The 25625-nt window shown below is 54.5% G+C and carries 21 protein-coding genes, 2 tRNA genes and 2 rRNA genes; 18 read left to right on the plus strand and 7 right to left on the minus strand.

What is annotated here, in order from left to right; genetic code table 11:
• From BLU64_RS15895 to BLU64_RS15910, 4 genes are all read left to right on the plus strand, one after another.
• A 23S ribosomal RNA gene (locus BLU64_RS15895) occupies window positions 1-117 on the plus strand; the annotation flags it as partial.
• Between the two features lie 106 nt (window positions 118-223).
• Window positions 224-339, plus strand: a 5S ribosomal RNA gene (gene rrf, locus BLU64_RS15900).
• Window positions 340-404: 65 nt separating this feature from the next.
• A tRNA-Asp gene (locus BLU64_RS15905) sits at window positions 405-481 on the plus strand.
• An 8-nt stretch (window positions 482-489) separates the two neighbouring features.
• Window positions 490-565: transfer RNA gene (locus BLU64_RS15910), tRNA-Trp, on the plus strand.
• Window positions 566-745: 180 nt separating this feature from the next.
• Here BLU64_RS15910 and hdfR read toward each other — a convergent pair.
• Window positions 746-1588, minus strand: a complete 843-nt coding sequence (gene hdfR / locus BLU64_RS15915) for an HTH-type transcriptional regulator HdfR (protein WP_026743741.1) — start codon at window positions 1586-1588, stop codon at window positions 746-748.
• 118 nt (window positions 1589-1706) lie between these two features.
• Here hdfR and BLU64_RS15920 point away from each other — a divergent pair, with 118 nt between their 5' ends.
• Window positions 1707-2045 carry a MaoP family protein gene (locus tag BLU64_RS15920; protein WP_026743740.1) on the plus strand — a complete coding sequence of 113 codons (339 nt, stop codon included), beginning with the start codon at window positions 1707-1709 and terminating at the stop codon, window positions 2043-2045.
• A 52-nt stretch (window positions 2046-2097) separates the two neighbouring features.
• Here BLU64_RS15920 and BLU64_RS15925 read toward each other — a convergent pair whose 3' ends face one another.
• Complete coding sequence (locus BLU64_RS15925; RefSeq protein WP_074729368.1) at window positions 2098-3624, minus strand: YifB family Mg chelatase-like AAA ATPase; 1527 nt, start codon at window positions 3622-3624, stop codon at window positions 2098-2100.
• Between the two features lie 331 nt (window positions 3625-3955).
• Here BLU64_RS15925 and ilvL point away from each other — a divergent pair, with 331 nt between their 5' ends.
• The 7 genes from ilvL (at window position 3956) to BLU64_RS15960 (ending at window position 10810) form a co-directional block, all read left to right on the plus strand.
• On the plus strand, window positions 3956-4054 hold the full coding sequence (ilvL, locus tag BLU64_RS15930) for an ilv operon leader peptide (RefSeq protein WP_071999801.1): 99 nt from the start codon (window positions 3956-3958) through the stop codon (window positions 4052-4054).
• Between the two features lie 141 nt (window positions 4055-4195).
• Entirely contained in the window at window positions 4196-5845 is a 1650-nt protein-coding gene (ilvG, locus tag BLU64_RS15935; protein WP_026743738.1) for an acetolactate synthase 2 catalytic subunit, read from the plus strand.
• A complete protein-coding gene (gene ilvM, locus BLU64_RS15940) occupies window positions 5842-6084 on the plus strand; it encodes an acetolactate synthase 2 small subunit (RefSeq protein ID WP_026743737.1) in 243 nt (80 codons plus the stop codon). Before ilvG ends, ilvM begins: the two co-directional genes overlap by 4 nt.
• Before the next feature lie 37 nt (window positions 6085-6121).
• Window positions 6122-7048, plus strand: a complete 927-nt coding sequence (gene ilvE, locus BLU64_RS15945) for a branched-chain-amino-acid transaminase (RefSeq protein ID WP_026743736.1) — start codon at window positions 6122-6124, stop codon at window positions 7046-7048.
• A 79-nt stretch (window positions 7049-7127) separates the two neighbouring features.
• Window positions 7128-8978, plus strand: a complete 1851-nt coding sequence (ilvD, locus tag BLU64_RS15950; protein WP_074729370.1) for a dihydroxy-acid dehydratase — start codon at window positions 7128-7130, stop codon at window positions 8976-8978.
• 5 nt (window positions 8979-8983) lie between these two features.
• The gene (ilvA, locus tag BLU64_RS15955) at window positions 8984-10528 is read left to right on the plus strand and encodes a threonine ammonia-lyase, biosynthetic (RefSeq protein ID WP_026743734.1); all 1545 of its coding nucleotides are present in this window, start codon (window positions 8984-8986) and stop codon (window positions 10526-10528) included.
• 75 nt (window positions 10529-10603) lie between these two features.
• The gene (locus BLU64_RS15960) at window positions 10604-10810 is read left to right on the plus strand and encodes a DUF2461 family protein (RefSeq protein WP_074729372.1); all 207 of its coding nucleotides are present in this window, start codon (window positions 10604-10606) and stop codon (window positions 10808-10810) included.
• Between the two features lie 214 nt (window positions 10811-11024).
• On the opposite strand, the gene ilvY is transcribed toward BLU64_RS15960, so the two are convergent.
• Entirely contained in the window at window positions 11025-11915 is an 891-nt protein-coding gene (ilvY, locus tag BLU64_RS15965; protein WP_026743733.1) for an HTH-type transcriptional activator IlvY, read from the minus strand.
• Window positions 11916-12082: 167 nt separating this feature from the next.
• Between ilvY and ilvC the strand changes: the two genes are divergently transcribed.
• Window positions 12083-13561, plus strand: coding sequence for a ketol-acid reductoisomerase (gene ilvC, locus BLU64_RS15970; protein WP_074729374.1), 1479 nt, complete (start codon window positions 12083-12085; stop codon window positions 13559-13561).
• A 137-nt stretch (window positions 13562-13698) separates the two neighbouring features.
• Here the strand turns inward: ilvC and ppiC are convergent, their stop codons facing one another.
• Window positions 13699-13980 (minus strand): peptidylprolyl isomerase PpiC, encoded by a 282-nt coding sequence (gene ppiC, locus BLU64_RS15975; protein WP_026739275.1) that lies wholly within the window; start codon window positions 13978-13980, stop codon window positions 13699-13701.
• Between the two features lie 161 nt (window positions 13981-14141).
• On the opposite strand from ppiC, the gene rep reads away from it, so the two are divergent.
• Complete coding sequence (gene rep, locus BLU64_RS15980; protein WP_026743731.1) at window positions 14142-16166, plus strand: DNA helicase Rep; 2025 nt, start codon at window positions 14142-14144, stop codon at window positions 16164-16166.
• Window positions 16167-16313: 147 nt separating this feature from the next.
• Here rep and BLU64_RS15985 read toward each other — a convergent pair whose 3' ends face one another.
• The 3 genes from BLU64_RS15985 to rhlB form a co-directional block, all read right to left on the minus strand.
• Window positions 16314-18125 carry a glycosyl hydrolase family 28 protein gene (locus BLU64_RS15985; protein WP_026743730.1) on the minus strand — a complete coding sequence of 604 codons (1812 nt, stop codon included), beginning with the start codon at window positions 18123-18125 and terminating at the stop codon, window positions 16314-16316.
• Between the two features lie 171 nt (window positions 18126-18296).
• Complete coding sequence (gppA, locus tag BLU64_RS15990; protein WP_026743729.1) at window positions 18297-19793, minus strand: guanosine-5'-triphosphate,3'-diphosphate diphosphatase; 1497 nt, start codon at window positions 19791-19793, stop codon at window positions 18297-18299.
• A gap of 13 nt (window positions 19794-19806) precedes the next feature.
• The gene (gene rhlB / locus BLU64_RS15995; protein ID WP_026743728.1) at window positions 19807-21096 is read right to left on the minus strand and encodes an ATP-dependent RNA helicase RhlB; all 1290 of its coding nucleotides are present in this window, start codon (window positions 21094-21096) and stop codon (window positions 19807-19809) included.
• Window positions 21097-21222: 126 nt separating this feature from the next.
• On the opposite strand from rhlB, the gene trxA reads away from it, so the two are divergent.
• The 4 genes from trxA (at window position 21223) to wzzE (ending at window position 25616) form a co-directional block, all read left to right on the plus strand.
• Window positions 21223-21549: a thioredoxin TrxA gene (gene trxA / locus BLU64_RS16000; protein WP_026739280.1), complete on the plus strand. Its 327-nt coding sequence runs from the start codon at window positions 21223-21225 to the stop codon at window positions 21547-21549.
• 426 nt (window positions 21550-21975) lie between these two features.
• Window positions 21976-23235, plus strand: coding sequence for a transcription termination factor Rho (gene rho / locus BLU64_RS16005; protein ID WP_027063767.1), 1260 nt, complete (start codon window positions 21976-21978; stop codon window positions 23233-23235).
• Between the two features lie 230 nt (window positions 23236-23465).
• A complete protein-coding gene (gene wecA, locus BLU64_RS16010; protein ID WP_026743726.1) occupies window positions 23466-24560 on the plus strand; it encodes a UDP-N-acetylglucosamine--undecaprenyl-phosphate N-acetylglucosaminephosphotransferase in 1095 nt (364 codons plus the stop codon).
• Between the two features lie 12 nt (window positions 24561-24572).
• Entirely contained in the window at window positions 24573-25616 is a 1044-nt protein-coding gene (gene wzzE, locus BLU64_RS16015; RefSeq protein WP_026743725.1) for an ECA polysaccharide chain length modulation protein, read from the plus strand.
• The last annotated feature ends 9 nt before the right edge of the window (window positions 25617-25625 follow it).

Consider the following 25625-nt stretch of genomic DNA (forward strand, 5'->3'; position numbering starts at 1 on the left):
CCTGGGACTTTAAGTCCCCTGAAGGGCCGTTGAAGACGACGACGTAGATAGGCTGGATGTGTAAGCGTAGCGATACGTTGAGCTAACCAGTACTAATGACCCGAGAGGCTTAACCTTACAACACCGAAGGTGTTTTTAGAGAGACGAGATTCAGCTTGTTCAAAGATTGGTTCTGGTGGTTGCACGGGAAGAGAGTGTAACGGCTGGAATGAAACAGAATTTGCCTGGCGGCGATAGCGCGGTGGTCCCACCTGACCCCATGCCGAACTCAGCAGTGAAACGCCGTAGCGCCGATGGTAGTGTGGGGTCTCCCCATGTGAGAGTAGGGAACTGCCAGGCATTAATTTAAGGTGCACAGCACCGGTTACTGGAAGACGATTATCCGGTAACGATACAGAATCGGTGGAGCGGTAGTTCAGTTGGTTAGAATACCTGCCTGTCACGCAGGGGGTCGCGGGTTCGAGTCCCGTCCGTTCCGCCACCCTATTTAGGGGCGTAGTTCAATTGGTAGAGCACCGGTCTCCAAAACCGGGTGTTGGGAGTTCGAGTCTCTCCGCCCCTGCCAGGAAATAACCCTTCACATTCTGTGAAGGGTTTTTTTTATCCTTTTTTAAATCCTATTCGATGGATGAATCACACATCCGGCGCACTCTCCTTTTTGTTTTCAATAGAGCTCTACCTTTCAACCCCGAGTAACCGGGACACCACAAAAGACGTATTTCCTTACTGCATTTTGTCTTCTACATCACTGAGTCGTGATGGTATCTAACGATGAGATTGGGACTTTCAGCAACTGCAGTATCAACGCCTGGTGATCGCTATTTTGCAGCCATACGGCATAAAAAGAACGGTTAACTACAGGAGCGGTATCGACGACTTGAAGTTCTCCATATTGCTGTTGCCAATGGTTAGGTAAGAATGCACATCCCCCCAATGTAGATATCAACTGACGCGTTAGCTGGGCGGATGTGGTTGTCATCACCGGCATATGGTCGTTCGGGAATAATCGGTTCTCCTGTTGACGAAAATCGACTCCCCATTCGAGCCTGATATAGGGAAGATGTTCTTTTGATTGTTGCCCCTTAAGCGTAAAAAGCGACAACGAGAAATTTCCGAGCAGTTGGCTGGCAAGTTCTTCCATTTTCGGAGGTTCAGTCGTGATAAGGAGATCTAACTGCCTCTCAAGCAACTGCTGCACCAGAGATTGGCGTAGCGCGATTCTCGCTTCCAATTGGAGCAATGGTCGTTGCAAATAGAGTTCATTGAGCCATGACGTCAAGTAAGCCTCCCAGAGAGAAGCCGTAGCGCCGATGGAAAGAAGGCTATGTTGCTGTGAACGAGCAACCTCTTTCTTCGCGATAGACCAGGTATTGATGAGATTCTCGGCATAGGGAAACAGCCTCTCACCTGCTGGCGTCAGGCGAATATTATTACGATGTCGAGTAAACAGATTAGCGCCAAGTTGGTTCTCGAGTTGACGGATACGGAAGCTAACTGCCGACTGTGTTAGATAGAGCGATTCCGCAGCACGACCAAAGTGCCTGGTTCTACTCACTTCCAGGAAGGTTTTCAATAAGTCGGTGTCCATGCGCTCTCCAAAAAAAATTTATCGTGATGATTTAAATGTTTTGTTTTACAGGAAGTCAAGCCTATCTAATACTCCGCGCCATAAAGGGCACGACCATAAAGCATTAGGAGCGTGTAAAATGGCAGAAAGCTTCTCAACAACCAGTCGTTTTTTTGACAACAAATTCTATCCGCGTGGTTTTTCTCGACACGGCGACTTCACGATTAAAGAAGCCCAACTGCTGGAGCGTCATGGCCATGCAATGCATGAGCTTGATATCGGTAAACGTCAGCCGAGCACGGATGAAGAAATTCAGTTTTTAGCCGTTTGTCACGGTGAACGTAAACCTGAAACAGAATTGGAAAAAATCTGGATAAAATATACGACACGTGTTCGCCGTCCTAAACGTTTTCACACTTTATCGGGTGGAAAACCTCAGATGGACACAGTTGAAGAATTCACAGAAAGTGAAGATTGATAAAATGGGGACGAGGTCCCCATTTTATCTTTTGGCTGAAGGTTATTTCTCTTTAAGCCAAATTTTTATGCAGTTGAATTAATAATCGATCCATACAGCGGTAGCTCAGCGCCTCCGCTAAATGGTTTCGGTTGATACTGACTTCCTCCGACAAGTCTGCAATGGTGCGGGCAACTCTTAGAATCCGATGCCACGCGCGTACTGAAAGCCCGAGCTTACTCATAACCTCTTCGAGATATTGCGCGTCTTTAGATGTCAGATGACAGTGAATTTCTATTTCCCTGGGCCTTAAATAGGCGTTGATCTTATCCGAGCGATCTAATTGCCGTTGCCGTGCAACCGACACGCGCGCACGCACTGTGGCGCTATTTTCCCCCTGACTACGCTGTTTGCGCAGAATTCCCGGCGGCAACAGCGGCACTTCGATAGAGATATCAAACCTATCTAGAAATGGTCCCGAGAGCCGAGTGAGATAGCGTAGAATTTGCTGCGCCGGCATGCGGTTGTGGATGCCCTGATAGTGCCCGGATGGGCTTGGGTTCATCGCCGCGACCAGTTGAAATCGTGCCGGATAGCAGACCTTGGCACGGGCGCGGGAGATAACGATTTCGCCCGACTCAAGCGGTTCGCGAAGCGAATCGAGAACGCGCCGCTCAAATTCCGGCAGTTCATCCAGAAAGAGAATGCCATTATGGGCGAGGGATATTTCTCCAGGCTTAGGTAGAGAGCCGCCGCCAACCAGAGCTGCGATTGACGATGTGTGATGAGGCGCCCGAAACGGCCTGCTACGCCACTTATCCGGCCCGTTATAGCAGCTCACCAGACCATTTATCGCCGCGCTTTCCAATGCCTCTGAATCATTCAGCGGCGGAATCAATCCTGCCAACCGACTCGCAAGCATGGTTTTCCCCGTACCTGGAGGTCCGAGAAACAACAGATTGTGACCCCCCGCGGCGGCAATTTCCAGCGCACGTTTGGCTTGCTCTTGGCCGACGATATCCTGCAAATCTAGCTCGGATTCCACATGATGCTGCTCAGGTGGCAACAGACGATTGCTCGACAGTGTTACCTTGCCATGTAAAAAAGCGCATACCTGCAGCAAATGATTCGCCAGCACCGCTTCACCCTCAGGAATCAGCGCCATCTCCCGTTGATTATCTTCGGGGACGATCAACTGCCTACCCACTTTCTGAGCTTCCAACGCTGCCGAGATAGCGCCGTTAACGCCACGCAGCGCGCCTGATAGGCCCAATTCCCCCAGGAATTCATACTCACGCAGTTTATTACCAGGAACCTGTTCAGACGCCGCTAAAATCGCTAAAGCGATAGGCAGATCGTAACGCCCGCCTTCTTTAGGAAGATCAGCAGGAGCCAAATTGACGGTAATACGTTTGGCGGGAAAGGTGAAACCGCAGTTAAGAAGGGCGCTCCGCACCCGATCGCGGGCTTCCTTCACCGTGGTTTCCGGCAGGCCGACCAGCGTGAGTGCAGGCAGGCCATTGCTGATGTGTACCTCGATCGAGACCTCCGGAGCCTGCATTCCAATCGTTGCCCGTGTAAAGGCTATGGCGAGTGTCATCGTGTTTCCTCCCTTTGCAGGGAATTATGACCGCCGTTTTTTGTGGTAAAAGAACGTCAGAGCGATTTTGCGAAGCGGTGCGAGGAAATAATTCGGCCGCGCTCATTCAGGTATGGAGAATTCCACCCTACGATATTCCGCTCGCGGCAAGCGAAAATTGGAATCGGCTATTGAAGTCATTTATTAAATTTAATAACTGAATAATAAGAATTTTATTTTTCTTAAGACGGAAGTCATCAAATAATAACGGAAAAAAAATGTTGTCAGTCCTCACCTGACTATGGTAACTCTGTAGTCATTCGTTCGACACTGATTAATGAATAAACCGAAAATGAAAGCGTTTGCCCTCGTGATTAGCCTAGTCGTCATTAGCGTGGTGGTGATTATCAACCTACCGTGCGGGGCAGCACTTGGACGAAGAATGGCTTAAAAATCAAGGCCGAATTCAAGAAAAACCCCCGCACCAAATGGTCGGGGGTTTTTTTATGGGATCGAAATTTGTAACAAGGGAGCAGAGAATGGTCAATAGCATAAAATCCTGTCATACCCAAAAGAATTTGGGGAAATAACTATGAATGGGGCTAAGTGGGTGGTACAAGCGTTGCGAGCGCAGGGAGTGGATAGTGTATTTGGCTATCCTGGTGGCGCAATCATGCCGGTTTATGATGCATTGTATGATGGGGGCGTCGATCACCTGCTATGTCGCCATGAACAAGGCGCGGCGATGGCCGCTATCGGCTATGCTCGAGCGACAGGTAAAGTCGGCGTATGCATCGCCACTTCCGGACCAGGAGCAACCAATCTGATCACTGGCCTGGCTGATGCGCTGTTAGATTCTGTACCGATTGTGGCGATCACCGGTCAGGTCGGCTCTTCACTGATTGGGACCGACGCCTTCCAGGAAATCGATGTTCTTGGCCTCTCGCTGGCGTGCACTAAACACAGTTTTCTTGTCGACTCCCTCGAATCCTTACCGGAAATCATGGCGGAAGCCTTTGCTATCGCCCAGAGTGGACGTCCTGGACCGGTACTGGTCGATATCCCCAAAGATATACAGCTGGCCGAAGGCGGCGAATTTACCCCTTACATTCTCCCTCCGGTAAAGACCGACAGCCTGCCGACGCAGTCGCTGGCCGATGCCAATACGTTGCTGGCTCATGCCAAACAGCCCATGCTGTATATCGGCGGGGGCGTGGGAATGGCGCGTGCGGTTCCCGCTTTGCGCGAGTTTCTGGATACGACGCAGATCCCCTGTGTCGTGACCTTGAAAGGGCTTGGCGCCGTAGAGACGGATTACCCCTACTACCTCGGCATGATTGGCATGCACGGGACAAAAGCGGCGAACCTCATGGTGCAGCAATGTGATCTGCTCATTGCTGTGGGTGCGCGCTTTGACGATCGCGTGACCGGTAAACTGAATACGTTTGCCCCTAATGCTAGTGTGATCCACATGGATATCGACCCGGCAGAACTGAACAAGCTGCGTCAGGCTCATGTGGCGTTGCAAGGGGATTTAAACCAACTGTTGGCCGCATTGAAACAGTCGCTGCACATTGATGCCTGGCGTCAGCAGGCGATGTTGATGAAAGCCGAATATCCGTCACGCTACGATCATCCGGGCGAAGCCATTTATGCGCCGGCCCTGCTGAAAACATTGTCTGAACGGATGCCGGCTAACACCGTCATTACTACCGACGTAGGACAACATCAGATGTGGGCTGCCCAACATATGCGGGTTAGTCGTCCGGAAAACTTCATTACGTCTAGCGGTCTCGGCACGATGGGTTTTGGGGTGCCCGCCGCAGTTGGCGCTCAGGTCGCCCGGCCGGATGATACGGTTATCTGTATCTCCGGTGACGGTTCCTTCATGATGAACATCCAGGAGCTGGGCACGATCAAACGAAAGCACCTGCCCACGAAAATCGTGCTGTTGGACAACCAACGATTAGGCATGGTCAGGCAGTGGCAGGAATTATTCTTCGAAGAACGCTACAGCGAAACGACGCTCTCCGATAACCCTGACTTCCTGACGCTAGCCAGCGCATTCGGTATCCCCGGCCAAAGCATTACCCGTAAAGACCAGATTGATTCCGCCTTGAACGCACTGCTGAGTAGCGACGGGCCGTACCTATTGCATGTATCCATCGATTCGTATGAAAACGTCTGGCCGCTGGTGCCGCCCGGTGCCGGCAATGAATCTATGTTGGAGGAGAACGAATGAAACGCCATCAGATTTTAATTCAGGCCCGTTTTCGCCCAGAAACGCTGGAGCGTGTGTTGCGCGTCACTCGCCATCGCGGGTTTCAAGTCTCCGCCATGAACATGTCGTCGCAGCATGACGGCGGCCAGATAAACATCGAGCTGACCGTTGCGAGCCAGCGGCCGGTCGATTTACTGTCAACTCAATTAAACAAACTACTGGACATCTCGCGCGTCGAGATCCAGTCACTGAAAGCATAATAGATACGTGCCTGAGGCACTGAGAAGGAAATTAATAATGACAAAGAAAGCTGACTATATCTGGTTCAACGGCGAAATGGTTCCCTGGGCAGACGCGAAGGTTCACGTAATGTCTCACGCCTTGCACTACGGGACTTCCGTCTTCGAAGGCGTCCGTTGTTATGACTCTCACCGTGGGCCGGTCGTGTTCCGCCACCGCGAGCATATGCAGCGTCTGCATGACTCCGCCAAGATCTACCGTATGCCGCTATCTCAGAGCGTCGACGAACTGATGGAAGCGTGCCGAGAAACGCTGCGTAAAAACAACTTATCCAGCGCTTATATCCGTCCGTTGGTGTTCGTCGGCGATGTCGGCATGGGCGTGAACCCGCCGGATGGTTATAAAACAGATGTCATCATTGCGGCCTTCCCGTGGGGAGCTTATCTGGGCGAAGAAGCGCTGGATCAGGGCATTGATGCGATGGTGTCTTCATGGAACCGCGCGGCGGCCAACACGATCCCGACCGCGGCCAAAGCAGGCGGTAACTATCTGTCCTCGCTGTTGGTGGGGAGCGAAGCACGTCGTCATGGCTATCAGGAAGGGATCGCGCTGGATGTTCATGGCTACGTCTCCGAAGGTGCTGGCGAAAACTTGTTCGAAGTGAAAAACGGCATCATCTTCACACCGCCGTTCACCTCTTCCGCGCTGCCGGGGATCACCCGCGACGCCATTATCACGTTGGCGAAACAAAAAGGATTCGAAGTCCGCGAACAGGTGTTGTCTCGCGAGTCACTCTATCTGGCTGACGAAGTCTTCATGTCCGGCACTGCGGCGGAAATCACGCCGGTACGCAGCGTCGACGGTATTCAGGTAGGCATCGGAAAATGTGGTCCTGTCACCAAGCAGCTTCAGCAGGCGTTCTTCGGGCTGTTCACGGGTGAAACAGAAGATAAATGGGGCTGGCTGGATCCAGTTAACCGTTAATCACATCACCGACTTTCTTTTCTTACCGGCAGCGCAGCTTTGCTGCCGGTCATCTGTTTTGAACTGGAGTAATCAGAGTATGCCTAAGTACCGTTCAGCCACCACCACGCATGGTCGTAATATGGCTGGAGCGCGAGCCTTGTGGCGCGCCACAGGGATGACCGACGCCGATTTTGGCAAGCCTATCATTGCCGTTGTTAACTCGTTCACGCAATTCGTTCCCGGCCACGTCCATCTACGCGATCTGGGCAAGCTGGTCGCGGAACAAATCGAAGCATCAGGCGGCGTAGCCAAAGAGTTCAATACCATTGCGGTCGATGACGGCATTGCGATGGGCCACGGCGGTATGCTCTACTCCCTGCCTTCCCGCGAACTGATTGCGGATTCCGTGGAGTACATGGTGAACGCACACTGCGCTGACGCCATGGTCTGCATTTCCAACTGTGACAAGATCACTCCGGGAATGATGATGGCGGCATTGCGCCTCAACATTCCGGTGATTTTCGTTTCCGGCGGCCCGATGGAAGCCGGTAAAACCAAGCTGTCCGACCAGTTAATCAAGTTGGATCTGGTCGACGCCATGATTCAGGGCGCCAATCCTAAAGTCAGCGATGAAGACAGCCTGCAGATCGAGCGTTCGGCCTGTCCGACCTGCGGCTCCTGCTCGGGTATGTTTACCGCCAACTCAATGAACTGTCTGACCGAGGCGCTGGGCCTGTCGCAGCCGGGTAACGGTTCTCTGTTGGCGACGCATGCCGACCGTAAACAGCTGTTCCTCAACGCCGGTAAGCGCATCGTCGAGCTGACCAAACGTTACTACGAGCAGGATGATGAGAGCGCGTTGCCGCGTAACATCGCCAACAAACAGGCTTTCGAAAATGCGATGACGCTGGACATCGCGATGGGCGGCTCCACCAACACGGTGCTCCATCTGTTGGCTTCCGCGCAGGAAGGCGAGGTCGACTTCACCATGGAGGATATCGATCGCCTGTCGCGCCGAGTTCCGCACTTGTGCAAAGTCGCGCCGAGCACGCAGAAATATCATATGGAAGATGTTCACCGCGCGGGCGGCGTGCTGGGAATTTTAGGCGAGCTGGATCGCGCGGGTCTGTTGCACCGTGATGTGACCAATATTCTGGGCATGTCGTTGCCGGAAACATTGGCGGCCTATGATGTTATGCAGACCGAAGATGAAAGCGTGAAGAAAATGTATGCGGCGGGTCCGGCGGGTATTCGTACCACGCAGGCTTTTTCGCAGGACTGTCGTTGGGATTCGCTGGACACCGACCGAAAGGAAGGGTGTATCCGCACCAGGGAATTCGCCTACAGTCAGGACGGTGGTCTGGCCGTACTGTATGGCAATCTGGCGGAAGATGGCTGTATCGTCAAAACGGCAGGCGTGGATAAAAACAGTCTGGTGTTCACCGGTCCGGCCAAGGTCTATGAGAGCCAGGATGATGCGGTAGAAGCCATTTTGGGCGGCAAGGTAGAAGCTGGCGACGTCGTGGTCATCCGTTACGAAGGGCCGAAAGGCGGTCCGGGGATGCAGGAAATGCTGTATCCGACCAGCTTCCTGAAGTCGATGGGGCTGGGCAAGGCTTGCGCGCTGATTACCGATGGCCGTTTTTCGGGCGGAACATCCGGTCTGTCCATCGGTCATGCTTCACCGGAAGCGGCCAACGGCGGCCTGATTGGGTTGGTGGAAGACGGCGACACCATCGCCATCGATATTCCAAACCGAGGGATTGTTTTGGATGTCCCCGAGAGCGAGCTGGCCCAGCGCCGGGAAGCGCAGCTGGCGCGTGGAGACGCAGCCTGGACGCCGAAAAACCGCGACCGTCAGGTCTCATTTGCATTACGTGCCTACGCCAGTCTGGCGACCAGCGCTGACAAAGGTGCCGTCCGGGATAAAAGCAAGCTGGGAGGCTAAAGCTGATGGCAGTTTCACAACCCCTTTCCGACGCCCCTTGCGGCGCGGAATATCTGCGGGCGGTTCTCCGCTCGCCGGTGTATGAAGTCGCGCAGGTCACGCCGCTGGAGCGGATGGACAAGCTATCCGCCCGTTTGGGCAATGACATTCTGGTGAAGCGGGAAGATCGCCAGGCTGTTCACAGTTTCAAACTGCGTGGCGCCTACGCCATGATGGCCGGGCTGAGCGATGAACAGAAATCCCATGGCGTGGTGACGGCTTCGGCCGGCAACCATGCTCAGGGCGTGGCGCTCTCCGCCAATCGTCTGGGCATTAAAGCCCTAATCGTCATGCCGGTCGCCACGGCGGATATCAAAGTCGATGCCGTACGTGGCTTCGGCGGTGAAGTGTTGTTACATGGCGCTAACTTTGATGAGGCCAAAGCCAAGGCCATCGAACTGTCTGAACGGGATAAAATGACCTTCGTTCCGCCGTTCGACCACCCGGCCGTGATTGCCGGGCAGGGCACGCTGGCAATGGAACTTTTGCAGCAGGATGCGCATCTTGACCGAGTATTCGTCCCGGTTGGCGGCGGCGGCCTGGCGGCGGGCGTGGCAGTATTGATTAAACAGCTGATGCCGCAAATCCAAGTCATCGGCGTTGAAGCCGAAGACTCTGCCTGCTTGCGCGCCGCGCTGGATGCGGGCGAGCCGGTGGATTTAGCTCGCGTCGGTCTGTTTGCCGAAGGCGTGGCGGTCAAACGTATCGGCAACGAGACTTTCCGTCTGTGCCGGGAGTATCTGGATGACGTCATCACGGTCGATAGCGACTCGATCTGCGCTGCGGTCAAAGACCTGTTTGAAGACGTGCGTGCGGTTGCTGAGCCATCGGGCGCGTTGGCGCTGGCCGGGATGAAGAAATATATTCAGCAGCACAACATTCAGGGCGAGCGTCTGGCGCACGTGCTGTCCGGCGCCAACGTCAACTTCCACGGGCTACGCTACGTGTCTGAACGCTGCGAGCTGGGCGAACAGCGGGAAGCGCTGATGGCGGTTACCATCCCCGAGCAGAAAGGCAGCTTCCTGACGCTATGTCAGCTGCTGGGCGGTCGAGCCATCACCGAATTCAACTATCGCTACTCCAGCGATGACGAAGCTTGCATCTTCATGGGCGTCCGCCTCACGCGCGGTCATGAAGAACGGCAGGAAATCCTGTCCGATCTACAGGCGGGCGGCTATCAGGTGGTCGATCTGTCTGATGATGAAATGGCGAAACTGCACGTGCGTTACATGGTGGGCGGGCGGCCGTCCAAGCCGCTACAGGAAAAACTCTATAGTTTTGAGTTCCCTGAATCACCGGGTGCATTGCTGAAATTCCTCATTACGCTGGGAACGCACTGGAATATTTCTCTGTTCCATTATCGTAGCCACGGAATGGACTATGGTCGCGTGTTGGCCGCGTTTGAACTCGCCGAGCGCGATGCCTCGTTTGAGCGCCACTTGAAGGATCTGGGTTATGAGTGTCACGAAGAAACCCAAAATCCGGCTTTTCGATTTTTTATGAAAGGCTAAGGCGACGCTGAGTTTCGCGTACCGGTAGACCGTCGCGCGCCCGCTGGAGGTTCTTCCGCGGGCGCGTAATCATTTGTGGAGAAAGCGGGTGACCGTCGCCTGCTTCCCCTCACTTTTACGGTGGTCATGAGGCATGGCGCCAGGATTCATCGGATTTCGCAACAGGGACTCACCTTTTTGCAGCCGCTGCTTCAACACAACACCAAAGAGTGGTTTGAGGCGCATCGAGCCGACTATGAGGCCACGCTCCTGGTGCCTTTTCGCGCGTTGGCGCACGGGTAAAACCGTAAATTGCTGGCGGCGTGGCTTCCCGTCAGGACATGTCACCGTTGTTTCGTGGCGAATTGGTGACGATGCAGGCCGAAGGCTTCACCCGGCTGGATCTGTTATTCCGCTATCTGATGGACATTGAGGGGACGAAATGGGCCGAGCAGGCAGGCGCTTTCGACGCCTTGTCCGACCGGTCTCTGCCGCCGCAACGGCGGCATCGATCGCGCTATTGCGTCTCCTGTAGCGTCTCCCAGAAGGCGGCAATCAGTGGTTCGCTCAGGCGCTTTTTCTGCATACAGATCCCGAGCGGAATGGGCTCCAGAATTTGTTCTTGCAAGACGAACACACGCTTACGCACGGGGTCAGGGCTATTTTCCAGCACGACGTCGGGGACCAGCGCCACGCCACACCCCACCGCGACCATCGATACCATGGCTTCATGTCCGGCGACGGTCGCATAGATGAGCGGATTGGCGATCTTCTGATGGCGGAACCAGCGTTCGGTGAGTTTTCTGACCGGTCCGTACTGCGGCAAAATGAAGGGAACCTGAGCCCAGTCAGGGTCAGGATCCTGCATTTGCACCTGGACAGGACAAGGCATCGTGGGGATGACCAGCGCGATGCGAATGTTGCCGATGGGGATGAAAACCATGCTGGGCGGCAGCGTTTCGGGATGGCCGGCGATGCTGAGATCGGCGACGTTCGAGCGCACCTTGTCCACGGCGTCGGCGGCATCGCCCGTCGTCAGCTTGATTTCCACCAGCGGGTGGCGAGCGCGGAAGCGATCCAGAATCGTGGGCAAATGACTATAGGCACCCGTCACAGAGCAAAATACCCGTAGTTCGCCGCTGAGCGACTGGCCGTGCTGCGACATCGCCAGCTGCATCTGCTGGTACTGCAACAGCGTTTGCTGGGCGAAAATTTTCAGATGCTCGCCGGCCTCGGTCAATCGCACCGTGCGGTTGTCCCGTAGAAACAGCGCCTGCCCGATGTCTTCCTCCATACGCTGTATCTGGCGCGACAGGGTTGACGGGCTGATATGCATAGCCTTGGCGGTGTGACCAAAATGGTGACTGTCCACCAGGTGCAGGAATAATTTGAGATCGCGTAAATCCATCGAATGCAGGCCTTGTTTGTTATGTTGCAGATTATGCAATGCAGCGTTGTTAATATATCAATTTAAGCAATGCAATTCCTGTCATATGATGTGTCTATTCCGGGGCCGCCGAGGCGGCAACCCAAAGAAACAACGGCAACCAACACATCATTATGGAGCATCTCCACATGGCTAACTACTTTGATACCTTGAACCTGCGTCAGAAGCTGGCGCAATTGGGTAAATGTCGCTTTATGAACCGCGACGAATTTGCTGATGAAGCTAACTACCTCAAGGGCAAAAAAGTCGTGATCGTGGGATGTGGCGCTCAGGGGCTAAACCAGGGGCTGAACATGCGCGATTCCGGTCTGGATATCGCTTATGCCCTGCGTAAAGAAGCGATTGCCGAGAAGCGTGCTTCATGGCGCAAAGCGACCGAAAACGGCTTTACCGTCGGCACTTACGAAGACCTGATCCCGCAGGCGGATCTGGTGGTCAACCTGACGCCGGACAAACAGCACTCCTCCGTGGTACAGGCCGTACAGCCGCTGATGAAACAGGGCGCTGCGTTGGGTTACTCTCACGGTTTCAACATCGTGGAAGTGGGCGAGCAAGTGCGTAAAGACATTACCGTCGTGATGGTTGCGCCGAAATGCCCAGGTACGGAAGTGCGTGAAGAGTACAAACGGGGTTTCGGCGTGCCGACCCTGATCGCGGTTCACCCGGAAAACGATCCGAAAGGCGAAGGTATGGCGATTGCCAAAGCCTGGGCTGCGGCGACCGGCGGTCATCGTGCGGGCGTTCTGGAATCCTCCTTCGTGGCTGAAGTTAAATCCGACCTGATGGGCGAACAGACTATCCTGTGCGGCATGCTGCAGGCGGGTTCTCTGCTGAGCTTCGACAAACTGGTCGCTGACGGCGTTGAACCAGCCTATGCGGAAAAACTGATTCAGTACGGTTGGGAAACCATCACCGAAGCGCTGAAACAGGGCGGTATCTCCCTGATGATGGATCGCCTGTCTAACCCGGCGAAACTGCGTGCCTATGCGCTGTCTGAACAGCTGAAAACCCTGATGGCGCCGCTGTTCCAGAAACACATGGACGACATCATCTCCGGCGCGTTTTCCCGTGGCATGATGGAAGACTGGGCCAACGGCGACGTGAAGCTGCTGACCTGGCGTGAAGAGACCGGTAAAACCGCGTTCGAAAACGCACCGCAGTTCGAAGGCAAGATCAGCGAGCAGGAATACTTCGACAACGGCGTGCTGCTGATCGCCATGGTGAAAGCCGGGGTTGAGCTGGCGTTCGAAACGATGGTGAGTTCTGGCATCATCGAAGAGTCCGCTTACTACGAATCTCTGCACGAACTGCCGCTGATCGCGAACACTATCGCCCGTAAGCGTCTGTACGAAATGAACGTGGTCATTTCCGACACCGCTGAATACGGCAACTACCTGTTCGCCAACGCCGCGGTGCCGCTGCTGAAAGAGACATTCATGAGCAGCCTGCAGCCGGGCGATATCGGTAAATCCGTTGCCGCTACCGCTGTTGACAACGCGCAGCTGCGTGACGTCAATGAAGCCATCCGCAACCATCCTATCGAAGTCGTCGGTAAGAAACTGCGTGGCTACATGACCGATATGAAACGCATTGCGGTTGCCGGATAATCCTGCAGATCGCTAAGACGTTATCCCGGTAATAACAAAGGGCGCAACGAAAGTTGCGCCCTTTTTGATCGTGCCCATCTCCAACGGAATCAGCGCGAGAGCGGCGGATGGATCACCCGCCAGCCCGGCTCTCGTGATTAACGGCGATAGAGCACTTTGATGATGTGGTAGCCGAACTGGGTTTTGACCGGTCCGCACGGCTTGAGCAGCTCGCAGGAGAACACGGCTTTATCAAACGTCGGCACCATATCGCCCTGGCGAAATTCGCCCAGGTCGCCGCCGTTGCGTTTTGACGGACAGGTGGAAAACTTCTTGGCCAACTGCTGGAAGTCCGCGCCTTGTTCTAACTGGGCCAGGATGTCGTTGGCCTGCTGTTCCGTATCAACCAGAATGTGCAGCGCCGAGGCTGTTTTTGCCATGGTATATACCTTTTTAATCGGGGGATGCTGGCAGGCACTGTAACCCGCGTCCAATAGCAATAGCAATGCGCCGTGTCTCGTCGGCGATCGGTTCTGCCACTCTTCCCCGCGCGAGTTTTGCTACAATCGCCTTCCGTTTGAACAAAGAGCAAGACAGATCCATGCGTTTAAATCCCAGCCAACAACACGCCGTCGAGTTCGTGAGCGGTCCCTGCCTGGTCCTGGCCGGCGCCGGTTCCGGCAAAACGCGCGTCATCACGCAAAAGATAGCCCACCTGATACGGGAGTGCGGCTATCAGGCGCGGAATATCGCGGCGGTCACCTTTACCAACAAGGCGGCTCGCGAGATGAAAGAGCGTGTGGCGCAGACGCTGGGGCGGAAAGAGAGTCGCGGCCTGATGATTGCGACTTTTCACACGCTGGGACTGGAGATCATCAAGCGCGAATATGCCGCGCTGAATATGAAATCCAATTTTTCCCTGTTCGACGATCAGGATCAGCTGGCGCTGCTAAAGGAACTGACGGAAACCTGGCTGCAAAATGATAAAGAGCTGTTGCAACAGCTGATCTCGACGATCTCCAACTGGAAAAACGATCTGATCGAACCGGCTCAGGCCGCCGCGCAGGCGAGATCCGAACGGGATCGTTTGTTCGCCCACTGTTACCAGCTTTACAGCGAACATCTGCGCGCCTGCAACGTGTTGGACTTTGACGATCTCATTCTGCTGCCCACGCTGTTGTTCCGGCGTGATGAACAGGCTCGCGAGCGCTGGCAGCATCGTCTGCGCTATCTGCTGGTGGACGAATATCAGGACACCAACACCAGCCAGTACGAACTGGTCAAACAGTTGGTCGGTCGCCGCGCGCGCTTTACCGTGGTGGGTGATGACGACCAGTCGATTTACTCCTGGCGCGGCGCGCGTCCGCAGAACCTGGAGCTGCTGCAGCACGATTTCCCTGCGTTGCAGGTGATTAAACTGGAGCAGAATTACCGTTCGTCCGGACGCATTCTGAAAGCGGCCAATATCCTGATCGCCAACAACCCGCACGTCTTCGAGAAACGACTCTATTCGGAGCTGGCGTACGGCAACGAGCTAAAGATTATTACCGCCAATAACGAGGATCATGAAGCCGAACGCGTCGTGGGCGAGCTGATCGCGCATCACTTCGTCAATAAGACTCAGTACCGTGATTACGCCATTCTTTATCGCGGCAATCATCAGTCGCGGCTGTTCGAAAAAGTGCTGATGCAAAACCGCATACCCTACAAGATTTCCGGTGGCAGCTCTTTCTTTTCTCGTCCGGAAATCAAGGATCTCTTGGCCTACCTGCGCGTGTTGACCAATGCTGACGACGACAGCGCGTTTCTACGTATCGTGAATACGCCGAAAAGAGAAATCGGACCGGCCACGCTGAAGAAACTGGGTGAATGGGCGAATCAGCGCAACCGCAGCCTGTTTAACGCCAGCTTCGACGTAGGGCTTTCTCAGGTCCTGACCGGCCGCGGTCTCGAATCGCTCCAGCGTTTCACGCAGTGGCTGGCCGAGATTGCGCGTCGAACGGAGCGGGAGCCTGTGGCGGCGGTTCGCGATCTCATCCACGGGCTGGATTACGAAAGTTGGCTGTATGAAACCTCCCCCAGCCAGAAAGCGGCGGAAATGCGCATGAAAAACGTCAACCAGCTGTTTACCTGGATGACGGAAATGCTGGAGGGGAGCGATCTGGACGAGCCGATGACGCTGACGCAAGTCGTCACGCGCTTCACGTTGCGGGACATGATGGAGCGCAACGAAAGCGAAGAAGATCTCGACCAGGTGCAACTGATGACGCTGCATGCGTCCAAAGGGCTGGAGTTCCCCAATGTCTATCTGGTGGGGATGGAAGAAGGATTGCTGCCGCATCAGACCAGTATTGATGAAGACAACGTCGATGAAGAGCGGCGATTGGCCTACGTCGGTATCACGCGAGCGCAAAAAGAGCTGACCTTCACGATGTGTCGGGAGCGTCGCCAGTATGGTGAACTGATACGCCCGGAGCCGAGCCGTTTTCTGTTGGAATTACCGCAGGATGACGTTCAGTGGGAGACGGTAAGAAAAGTCGTTAGTGCGCAGGAGCGGATGCAAAAGGGGCAAGGGCATCTGGCGAATATTCGTGAGCAGCTGGCGAAGGCCAGAGAGAAAAAGTAGTCAGGAAGTTACGCCGTCGGAGAAGCCGAACACCGGGTGACCGTTGTTGACGAGGAACACGTATCGTTTACCCCATAGGTGCGTGCGTGGTGCTGAAATGGAAACGCCAGGCGAGATGACTCGCCTGGCGGAAAGCAGATTGCGCTATTACTGGGTCCGCGTTTTGCCTTCAATAGTCACGTTTTTCACCGTGCCGATTTTCCACGGCGTCGTGCCGTTAAGCAGATTCGTGAAGGCCACATGGCTGAACGTGCTGTCTTGCATATCGTTTATGGAGGCCGGAGGGACGCTGTCCAGTTTCAAGTTGTTAAAATTCAGCTGACTGTGCCAAATCCCCTTCGTGCTGTCGCCTACGACCTCAATCGACGGATAGGCGCCTGACGTGCCCTGTACGGTGACGTTGCTGACCGCAAAGTCGTAGAAGCGGGCGGGTGTTTTGGCTGCCGGGTAATCTACGGTCGCATTCGAGTCCGAATAGCTGAGCGTGACGACCACCGCCTGTTTAACGATGTTCTTCATCGCATTGTTACGAAATACCACGCCATGTGCGCCCCCGCCGATATCCGGCGCGCTTTTGGCGCGCAAGCCCACGTCGGTTTTCTGCATTACGTTGTTCTCCGCCACAATATCTTGTATCCAGGCCCCGGTATGACTGCCGGTCACTATCGCGCCATGCCCCATACGGAAATAGTTGTTGAACAGCCATGCGCCTTTCATCGGCTCTTGCTGGTTGGCGTTTTCGCCGGTGCCGGCGGCGAAGTTGATGCAATCATCGCCGGTGTCGAAGACGTTGTTAAACGCCATCACGTTCTGGCTGTTGCCAAACTCCACCCCGTCGGCGTTGTTGGCGTCATAGGTCTGGTGCGTCAGGCCATTCACCACCGCATTGTGGTTTTCCAACAGCATAATGCCGTGGAACGCGGGGTTCCGGACGGTGAAGTCCGCGAGGTAGACGTTTTCCACGCCGCGTAGCGTCATCAGGCTGGAGCGGCCTTGGCCGTAGGCCAGTTTCGCGTCAACGCCATTGTTGACCAGCTTATCCACCTGATTTTTGGCTAAAATACCATCTTGGCTCACTTTGCTGCTATTGCTGGCGACGTATTGAGGCAGCGCCGTACGGGCTTCGTCCGTCACCGTGGCGGTGGTCGCACGCTTCCAGCCATTGCCGTCGATAACGCCCTGACCCACGATACGGATGTTCTGAAACGTTCCCGGCGTACTGCTGTTTTGGTCGATCGCATTGATTAATGAAGCCGGGCGGGTGAAGGTGGAGTAGGGGTATAGCTTATAGCCGTCAGGATAATCGCTGGGGCTGTCCGACCCCAGCAGCGTCGCCCCCTTGACCAGATTAAGCGTCATGTTGCTTTTCAGCCATAGCGCGCCGGTTTTGAATACGCCCGCAGGAATGTCTATCCGACAGCCCGGTTTGCACGCATCAATGGCTTTCTGGATAGCGGCTGTGTTTAGCGTCACGCCATCGCCTTTTGCGCCGTATCGAGAGACGTTCAGCACCTGCGGCGTGCTGGCGGTTTTTGCGGTAACGGCGTTGCTGTCACCGGATACGGTGCCGTCGGCATAAACGACCCGAACGGTAAACTGATACTCGGTATTGGCCTTCAGGTTATCGACTCGCGCATTATGTATCACGATCCGATGCTGGAAGCTGGCGGCGTCATTCTTGTAAAACGCCGACAGATAGCGGCCGGTGGGAGCGTTGGACGCGTTCATCTTGCTTGCCAGGCCGATAAGCCGTCCGCCCTGATAAATCTGGTAGTCGACAATGTTAGATGTGTCTTCCGGCGCGTCCCACACCAACACGATGCTGTGGTCATCAAACGCCAGCGTTGGTACGCGCAGCTGTTGGGGAAGGTTAGCGGCATCTGACGATGCGCAAGTAAACAGTAACAATGCGGCGGCCGCGCTCTGGGAATAGCGCCCGGGCAGGGAGAATCCTTTCATCCTTAATCCTTCATTTTTGAAAATTAGATGTATGCCGTAATGACGGGTTGTTAGGAAGCCGTGCGTTACAGCGGCGATACGTCCTGTATCGATTCAGGGTTGGAAAAACATCGCAGATTTTGAGACGCGAGGGAAGGTAAGGGCAACAATATGTTACCCTTTAGTGACTGATCAGGCAGGGCTTTCTTCAATATCGAGCGGCCAATGGACATAGCTTTGCCAGCGGCTTTCCTGCTCCAGCATCTCGGCTCGCAGCGGATACTGGGATAGCCATCCGGCAGGTAAAATGACCCGCAGCGTTTCGTCTTCCGCGCGTAGCCTGACGGCAGGCAGCGTATCGTCCCGGCGGCGACTGGCAAAAATAATCGCCAGTCGCAGCAGGCGACATAAATGCTGTGCCTGACCCACCGGCAGCGCGTTTTGCTGCGTCAGCGGAATAGGATCGAGCGTATTGCACTGATTGTGTAACAGGGTGGCCAGCAGTTTTTTCTGAGCAGGTGTAAAACCAGGGAGATCGCTGTTGCGGATAAGATAGGCGGCGTGATGGGGAGCTTGACGGAAGTCGATGCTGAGTCCGATTTCGTGAATCAGACTCGCGCTGCGCAGTAGCTCCCGACATCGATCGTCTAATTGCCAGTCCTGAACCAACTGCTGTGCGAAATTGTCCGCCAGTGCGCTGACGCGCCGCGCCTGCTCGCCATCAAGAAGATAGCGCTGTTGCAGATTATGCAAGGTACGGGAGCGGATATCCTGCCCGATGGGCAAATGCAGCATGCCGTATACCAGCCCTTCGCGGAGCGCACCGCCGGCTAACGTCATGGTTTGGATACCCAGTTCGTGGAAGATCGCCAGCAGGATAGACAGGCCGCTTGGGAAAACCAGCGCGCGCTCCAGCGTCAACCCGTCGATTTCGAGTTCTTCCAGTTTGCCGCATTGAATCGCACGTTGCTTAAGCTGTTGCAACTTAGCTAATGTGATGTACTCATCCATCCCCTGCGCGACCATGATTTCTTGCAGCGCCTGTACGGTGCCGGAGGCCCCGACGCAGATCTGCCAGCCTTGCGCCAGCAGGCTTTCTTTTACCGTACGTACCATTTCACGCGCGGCTTCTTCAGCGTGACGGAAATTTTCTTCGCCCAGATTGCGATCCGTGAAGTAGCGCTCCAGCCAGGTCACACAGCCCATCGGCAGGCTGAACAGCTGATTAGTTTGTGCACCGGTGCCCGTCGCCAGTTCGGTGCTGCCGCCGCCGATATCGACGACCAGTCTTTGTTCAGGGCCGCCTGTCGTATGGGCCACGCCCTGATAAATGAGTCGAGCTTCTTCTTCTCCGCTGATCACCTGCACCGGCACGCCCAAAATGCGCTTAGCCTTGTCCAGGAACTCGTCGGCGTTGCTGGCGAGCCTGAGGGTTGCCGTCGCGACGACGCGCACCTGATCCTGCGGAATGTCTTGCAGATGTTCCGAGAACAGTTTCAGGCACTGCCAGCCGCGCTCCATCGCTTCCAGGGACAGGCAACTCTGCTTGTCCAGTCCCGCGGCCAACCTGACTTTGCGTTTGATGCGGGACATGGTCTGTATGCTACCGGCGACTTCCCGGACGACCAGCATATGAAAGCTGTTGGAGCCTAAATCAATGGCGGCATAGAGCGAAGAAGAACTTAGCATCGACATAAGAGCATCAACCCTGCCGTCTACGGTTGTTGTTACGAGGACCACTGCTGCGCCGCTGTGAACTTTGGCGACGCGGACCGGAGGCAGAGCGCGGACGCGTCAGACGTTTAGGCGGCGGAAAATCATTCAACAGCGCTTCGCTATTGTACTTGCTGACCGGAATACGATGACCCGTATATTCTTCGATAGCAGGCAGATTCAGCGCGTATTCTTCGCAGGCCAGACTAATGGAAAAACCGCTTTCGCCTGCCCGGCCGGTCCGACCGATACGGTGAACGTAATCTTCGCAATCATCCGGCAAGTCGTAGTTGAAGACATGTGTGACCAGCGGAATATGGAGGCCGCGTGCGGCGACATCGGTTGCAACCAAAATGTCGAGATTGCCGTGGGTGAAATCTTCCAGAATGCGCAGGCGTTTTTTCTGCGGCACATCGCCGGTCAGCAATCCGACGCGGTGACCATCTGCGGCCAGATGACCCCATACGTCTTCGCAGCGATGCTTGGTATTGGCGAAGATAATGCAACGATCCGGCCACTCTTCTTCGATAAGAGTCTGCAGCAGACGCATCTTTTCTTCGTTAGACGGGTAGAACAGCTCTTCTTTGATCCGGTGACCGGTTTTCTGATCCGGCTCCACTTCCACATATTCCGCGTTGTTCATCTGCTCGAAAGCGAGTTCACGAACACGGTAAGATAACGTGGCGGAAAACAACATGTTGAGACGCTGATCGGTAGCTGGCATGCGTCGGAACAACCAACGAATATCTTTGATGAAACCCAGATCGTACATGCGATCCGCCTCATCCAGCACCACAACCTGAATGGCACCCAGATTGACGTAGTTCTGCTTGGCGTAGTCGATTAGACGACCGGTAGTGCCGATCAGAATATCAACGCCGCTTTCCAGCACCTTCAGCTGTTTGTCGTAGCCGTCGCCGCCGTAGGCCAGGCCCAGTTTCAGACCGGTGGCCTGCGCCAGCGCTTCAGCATCTGCGTGGATCTGCACGGCGAGTTCACGCGTCGGCGCCATAATCAGAGCGCGAGGCTGGTTAGTTTCACGTTCAGCCGAAGCAGGATGGGAAAGCAGATAATGGAAAGTAGACGCCAGGAATGCCAGCGTCTTGCCGGTACCGGTTTGCGCCTGACCTGCGACATCACGGCCTGACAACGTCAGTGGTAATGTCAGCGCCTGAATCGGCGTACAGTTATGAAACCCTTTACTTTCAAGCGCTTCTATAACCTGCGGGTGCAGTGCGAAGTCGGAAAACTTCTGTTCGGTTAAGTGTGTTTTGCTCATAGTATGGTAGAATATCAGCTAACTATTGCTTTACGAAAGCGTATCCAGTGAAATAAGAAATAAAGCCAACCCCAAGGTTGGTTAATGCTACACCAACTGGTTGGACATAATCCTGCGGAGTAAAACATGAGCGATAAAATTATTCACCTGACCGACGGCACTTTCGATAAAGACGTATTGCAGGCCGAGGGCGTAACGCTGGTTGATTTCTGGGCTGAATGGTGTGGTCCTTGTAAAATGATCGCTCCCATTCTGAATGAAATCTCCGAGGAATACGCGGACAGACTAACTGTAGCCAAACTCAACATTGATGAAAACCCGGCTACGGCACCTAAATATGGTATTCGCGGAATCCCGACTCTGCTGCTGTTCAAAAATGGCGAAGTGGCGGCCACGAAAGTCGGCGCATTATCTAAAGGTCAGTTGAAAGAGTTCATCGAAGCTAACCTGTAATTCGTACTAAACAGGGCGATTCCCTGGGCGTCTTCCGGCAATGAGAATTTCTCTTACTGACCGCTGGACGCCCACAGGGAAGCATGCTAGATTCATCCTCACTGCATATCGTACTTACCTGTAGTTTGAGCTCTTCGGGCTTGAGCCTAAAGTTAGAATCTAAAGCAATATTCTGTGTCAAAATCGGAAAAAGTCATCTAAATTAACGATGTTCTCCCCCCGGTTTGGCAATCTGACAGTTATAAATTAATTTGTTTTGAAGGTGTCTTCGATCTTTGCCGTGTGTATGCGCAGAGTCCGCATGATTCAGTCCGGCACAAAGCTGGCATTCGGTGATTGAAGGCCGTTATAAGAGGCACGGATGATCCTGCCATACCATTCACGTTAATAGTTCGAGATTTACCCCGAGTTTAAGAACCCACCACTATGAATCTTACCGAATTAAAGAATACGCCAGTTTCTGAGTTGATCACTCTTGGCGAAAATATGGGGCTGGAAAACCTGGCCCGCATGCGTAAACAGGACATTATTTTCGCCATACTGAAGCAGCATGCAAAGAGTGGCGAAGATATCTTCGGCGATGGTGTGCTGGAAATATTGCAGGATGGGTTTGGTTTTCTACGTTCCGCCGACAGTTCCTACCTCGCCGGTCCTGATGATATCTACGTTTCCCCCAGCCAAATCCGCCGCTTCAACCTCCGTACTGGCGACACCATTTCCGGTAAAATTCGCCCTCCGAAAGAAGGCGAACGCTATTTCGCCCTGCTGAAAGTCAATGAAGTCAACTACGACAAACCGGAAAATGCCCGCAGTAAGATTCTGTTCGAAAACCTGACGCCGCTGCACGCCAATTCGCGTCTGCGCATGGAACGCGGCAACGGTTCGACGGAAGATTTGACGGCACGCGTATTGGACCTGGCTTCTCCGATTGGTCGCGGTCAGCGTGGTCTGATTGTGGCGCCGCCGAAAGCGGGTAAAACCATGCTGTTGCAAAATATCGCGCAGAGCATCGCCTACAATCACCCTGACTGCGTGTTGATGGTATTGCTGATCGACGAACGTCCGGAAGAAGTGACCGAGATGCAGCGTCTGGTGAAAGGCGAAGTGATTGCTTCCACCTTCGACGAACCGGCTTCTCGCCACGTTCAGGTTGCCGAAATGGTGATTGAGAAAGCGAAACGTTTGGTTGAGCACAAGAAAGACGTCATCATCCTGCTGGACTCCATCACCCGTCTGGCTCGCGCCTACAACACGGTCGTTCCGTCCTCCGGTAAAGTGTTGACCGGTGGGGTAGACGCCAACGCCTTACATCGTCCGAAGCGTTTCTTCGGTGCGGCCCGTAACGTTGAGGAAGGCGGTAGCCTGACCATCATCGCCACCGCACTGGTTGATACCGGCTCGAAGATGGATGAAGTGATTTACGAAGAGTTCAAAGGTACCGGTAACATGGAACTGCACCTCTCTCGTAAAATCGCAGAAAAACGCGTCTTCCCGGCGATTGACTACAACCGTTCCGGCACGCGTAAAGAAGAGCTGCTTGCCAGCTCCGAAGAGCTGCAAAAAATGTGGATTCTTCGCAAGATCATCCACCCGATGGGGGAGATCGATGCTATGGAATTCCTGATTAACAAACTGGCTATGACGAAGACCAACGATGAGTTCTTCGACATGATGAAGCGTTCGTAAATCACGCTACTGGTTTGAGAAAACGCCACGCTGAGTCGTGGCGTTTTTTATTTTGCTCTATAATGCTGGCGTGGAAGAGTTTTGGCGTAATTACGTGCTGCTTAATGCATCACTCCATGCCTTGCCCATATACCGTTTTGTCCTGTGCTTTTCATGCTTTCTCTTTGAAAAGTTAGGTAAAAATAAGGCATTCATAAAACAGCCAGTTGTATTATCAAGCGCTGTAAATCGTGAACTTACTCATTATGAGTACTCAATTAGCGTCTACATTTCTGTTTTCTTTTCTTTTTCTGCTGCTGGCTCGCAAAGCGGCGAGGAAAAGCGGGCTCGTTGATCGCCCTAACTTCCGTAAACGTCATCAGGGACTAATACCGTTGGTGGGAGGAATTTCGGTTTATGCCGGGGTCTGCTTCACTTTTCTCATGACCGATGATTATATTCCGCATGCTCGCCTCTATCTGGTTTGCGCGGGCATTCTGGTCGTCGTCGGCGCGCTCGATGATCGCTACGACATCAGTGTGCGCCTTCGCGCGACGGTACAGGCGGCGGTTGCTGCGGCGATGATGGGGTTTGCCGGTCTGACGCTCCAGCACCTGGGGTATATCTTCGGTGACTGGAACCTGAGTCTTGGGCCTTTCAACTATTTGCTGACGCTTTTCGCCGTTTGGGCCGCGATAAATGCGTTCAATATGGTGGACGGCATCGACGGGCTGTTGGGCGGGCTGTCCAGCGTGTCATTCGGCGCGATCGGCATTCTACTTTATCACAGCGGAAACCATAGCCTGGCGCTGTGGAGCTTCGCTATGATTGCTGCGACCTTACCCTACATCCTCCTGAATCTCGGCGCTTTCGGCCGACGGTACAAAGTTTTTATGGGCGATGCGGGCAGCACCATGATGGGCTTTACGGCGATCTGGCTCCTGTTGCAAAGTACGCAGGGAGAAGCACACCCGATCAACCCGGTGACGGCGCTGTGGATCATTGCCATACCGCTGATGGATATGGTCGCCATCATGTATCGCCGTCTGCGCAAAGGCATGAGTCCGTTTTCCGCGGATCGACAGCATATCCACCATCTGGTCATGCGGGCAGGCTTCACCTCTCGTCAGGCATTTGTGCTGATTACGCTGTCAGCCGCAGTGCTGGCGGCGATAGGCATGGCGGGAGAGTTCCTGCCATTTATTCCTGAATGGCTGATGCTAGTCTTATTCCTGCTCATGTTTTCCCTCTACGGCTTCTGCCTGAAGCGTGCGTGGCGGGTGGCGCGTTTTGTGAAGCGGGTAAAACGTCAGCTGCGCGAGCGGTCTTACTCTCAACCACGATAATCTGGGGATAGAATGAGTACAGAGAATCACGTTGTCCGGCAGAACCAGTGGGATAATGAACTGGATGTCCGCAGCCTGTTCCAGGCGCTTTGGCAAGGAAAACGCTGGATCGCCGGTTCGGCCATACTGTTTGCGGCCCTGGCTATGCTATATGCCTGGCTCGCGCCGCAAGAGTGGAGCGCCACGGCGATCACGGATAAACCTACCGTGAATATGCTAGGCGGTTTTTATTCTCAGCAGCAGTTCCTGCGCAACCTGGATGCCAAATCTTTTGCGACCCCGCCCGCAGAGCAGCCTCCTATCACTGCGGAAGCCTATGCTGAGTTTGTGATGCAGACCGCGGCGTACGACACACGACGTGATTTCTGGCTCCAGTCTGCCTATTATCGTGCGCATCAAAAAGGCGATACGAGAGCGGACGCCGCGTTGCTGGATGAGCTGGTAAATCAGATTCAGTTCACGCCGTATGACGAAGCCAAGAAAACCAACGATAGCGTGAAGCTGACGGCGGAAACGTCGGCCGATGCGAACGTCCTGCTGCGTCAATACATTGCATTCGCCAGCCAGCGCGCCGCGTCTCACCTTAACGAGGCGCTCGACGGTGCCTGGGCGGCTCGCACGGTGTTTATGCGTTCGCAGATCAAGCAGCAGGAATCCGTCGCTAAAGCCGCCTACGATCGTGAGCTGCACGCCGTCGAACTGGCTTTGCAGGCCGCTCGCCAGCAAGGAATTCGCCATAATGCGGCGGAGACGCCCGCTAACGAGCTGCCTCCTTCTGAACTATTCCTGCTGGGGGTGCCGATGTTACAAGCCCGGTTGGAGCTTTTGCAGGCAGGCGGCCCGCAGTATGACAGCGATTACGACCGAAATCGGGCGCTGCTGAATACGCTGCTGGTGGGGCCTGTGGTTGAAAAACAGTTCCAGACCTATCGCTATCTGCGCACGCCGGAAGAGCCGGTGAAACGCGACAGCCCGCGTCGCCTGCTGCTGCTGGTGATGTGGAGCAGCATGGGACTGGTGATTGGCGCAGGCGTAGCATTGGCGCGTCGTCGCTGACAGGTTTAG

Origin of the sequence: Lonsdalea quercina, from assembly GCF_900107885.1 — a bacterium.
GTDB classification, from domain to species: domain Bacteria; phylum Pseudomonadota; class Gammaproteobacteria; order Enterobacterales; family Enterobacteriaceae; genus Lonsdalea; species Lonsdalea quercina.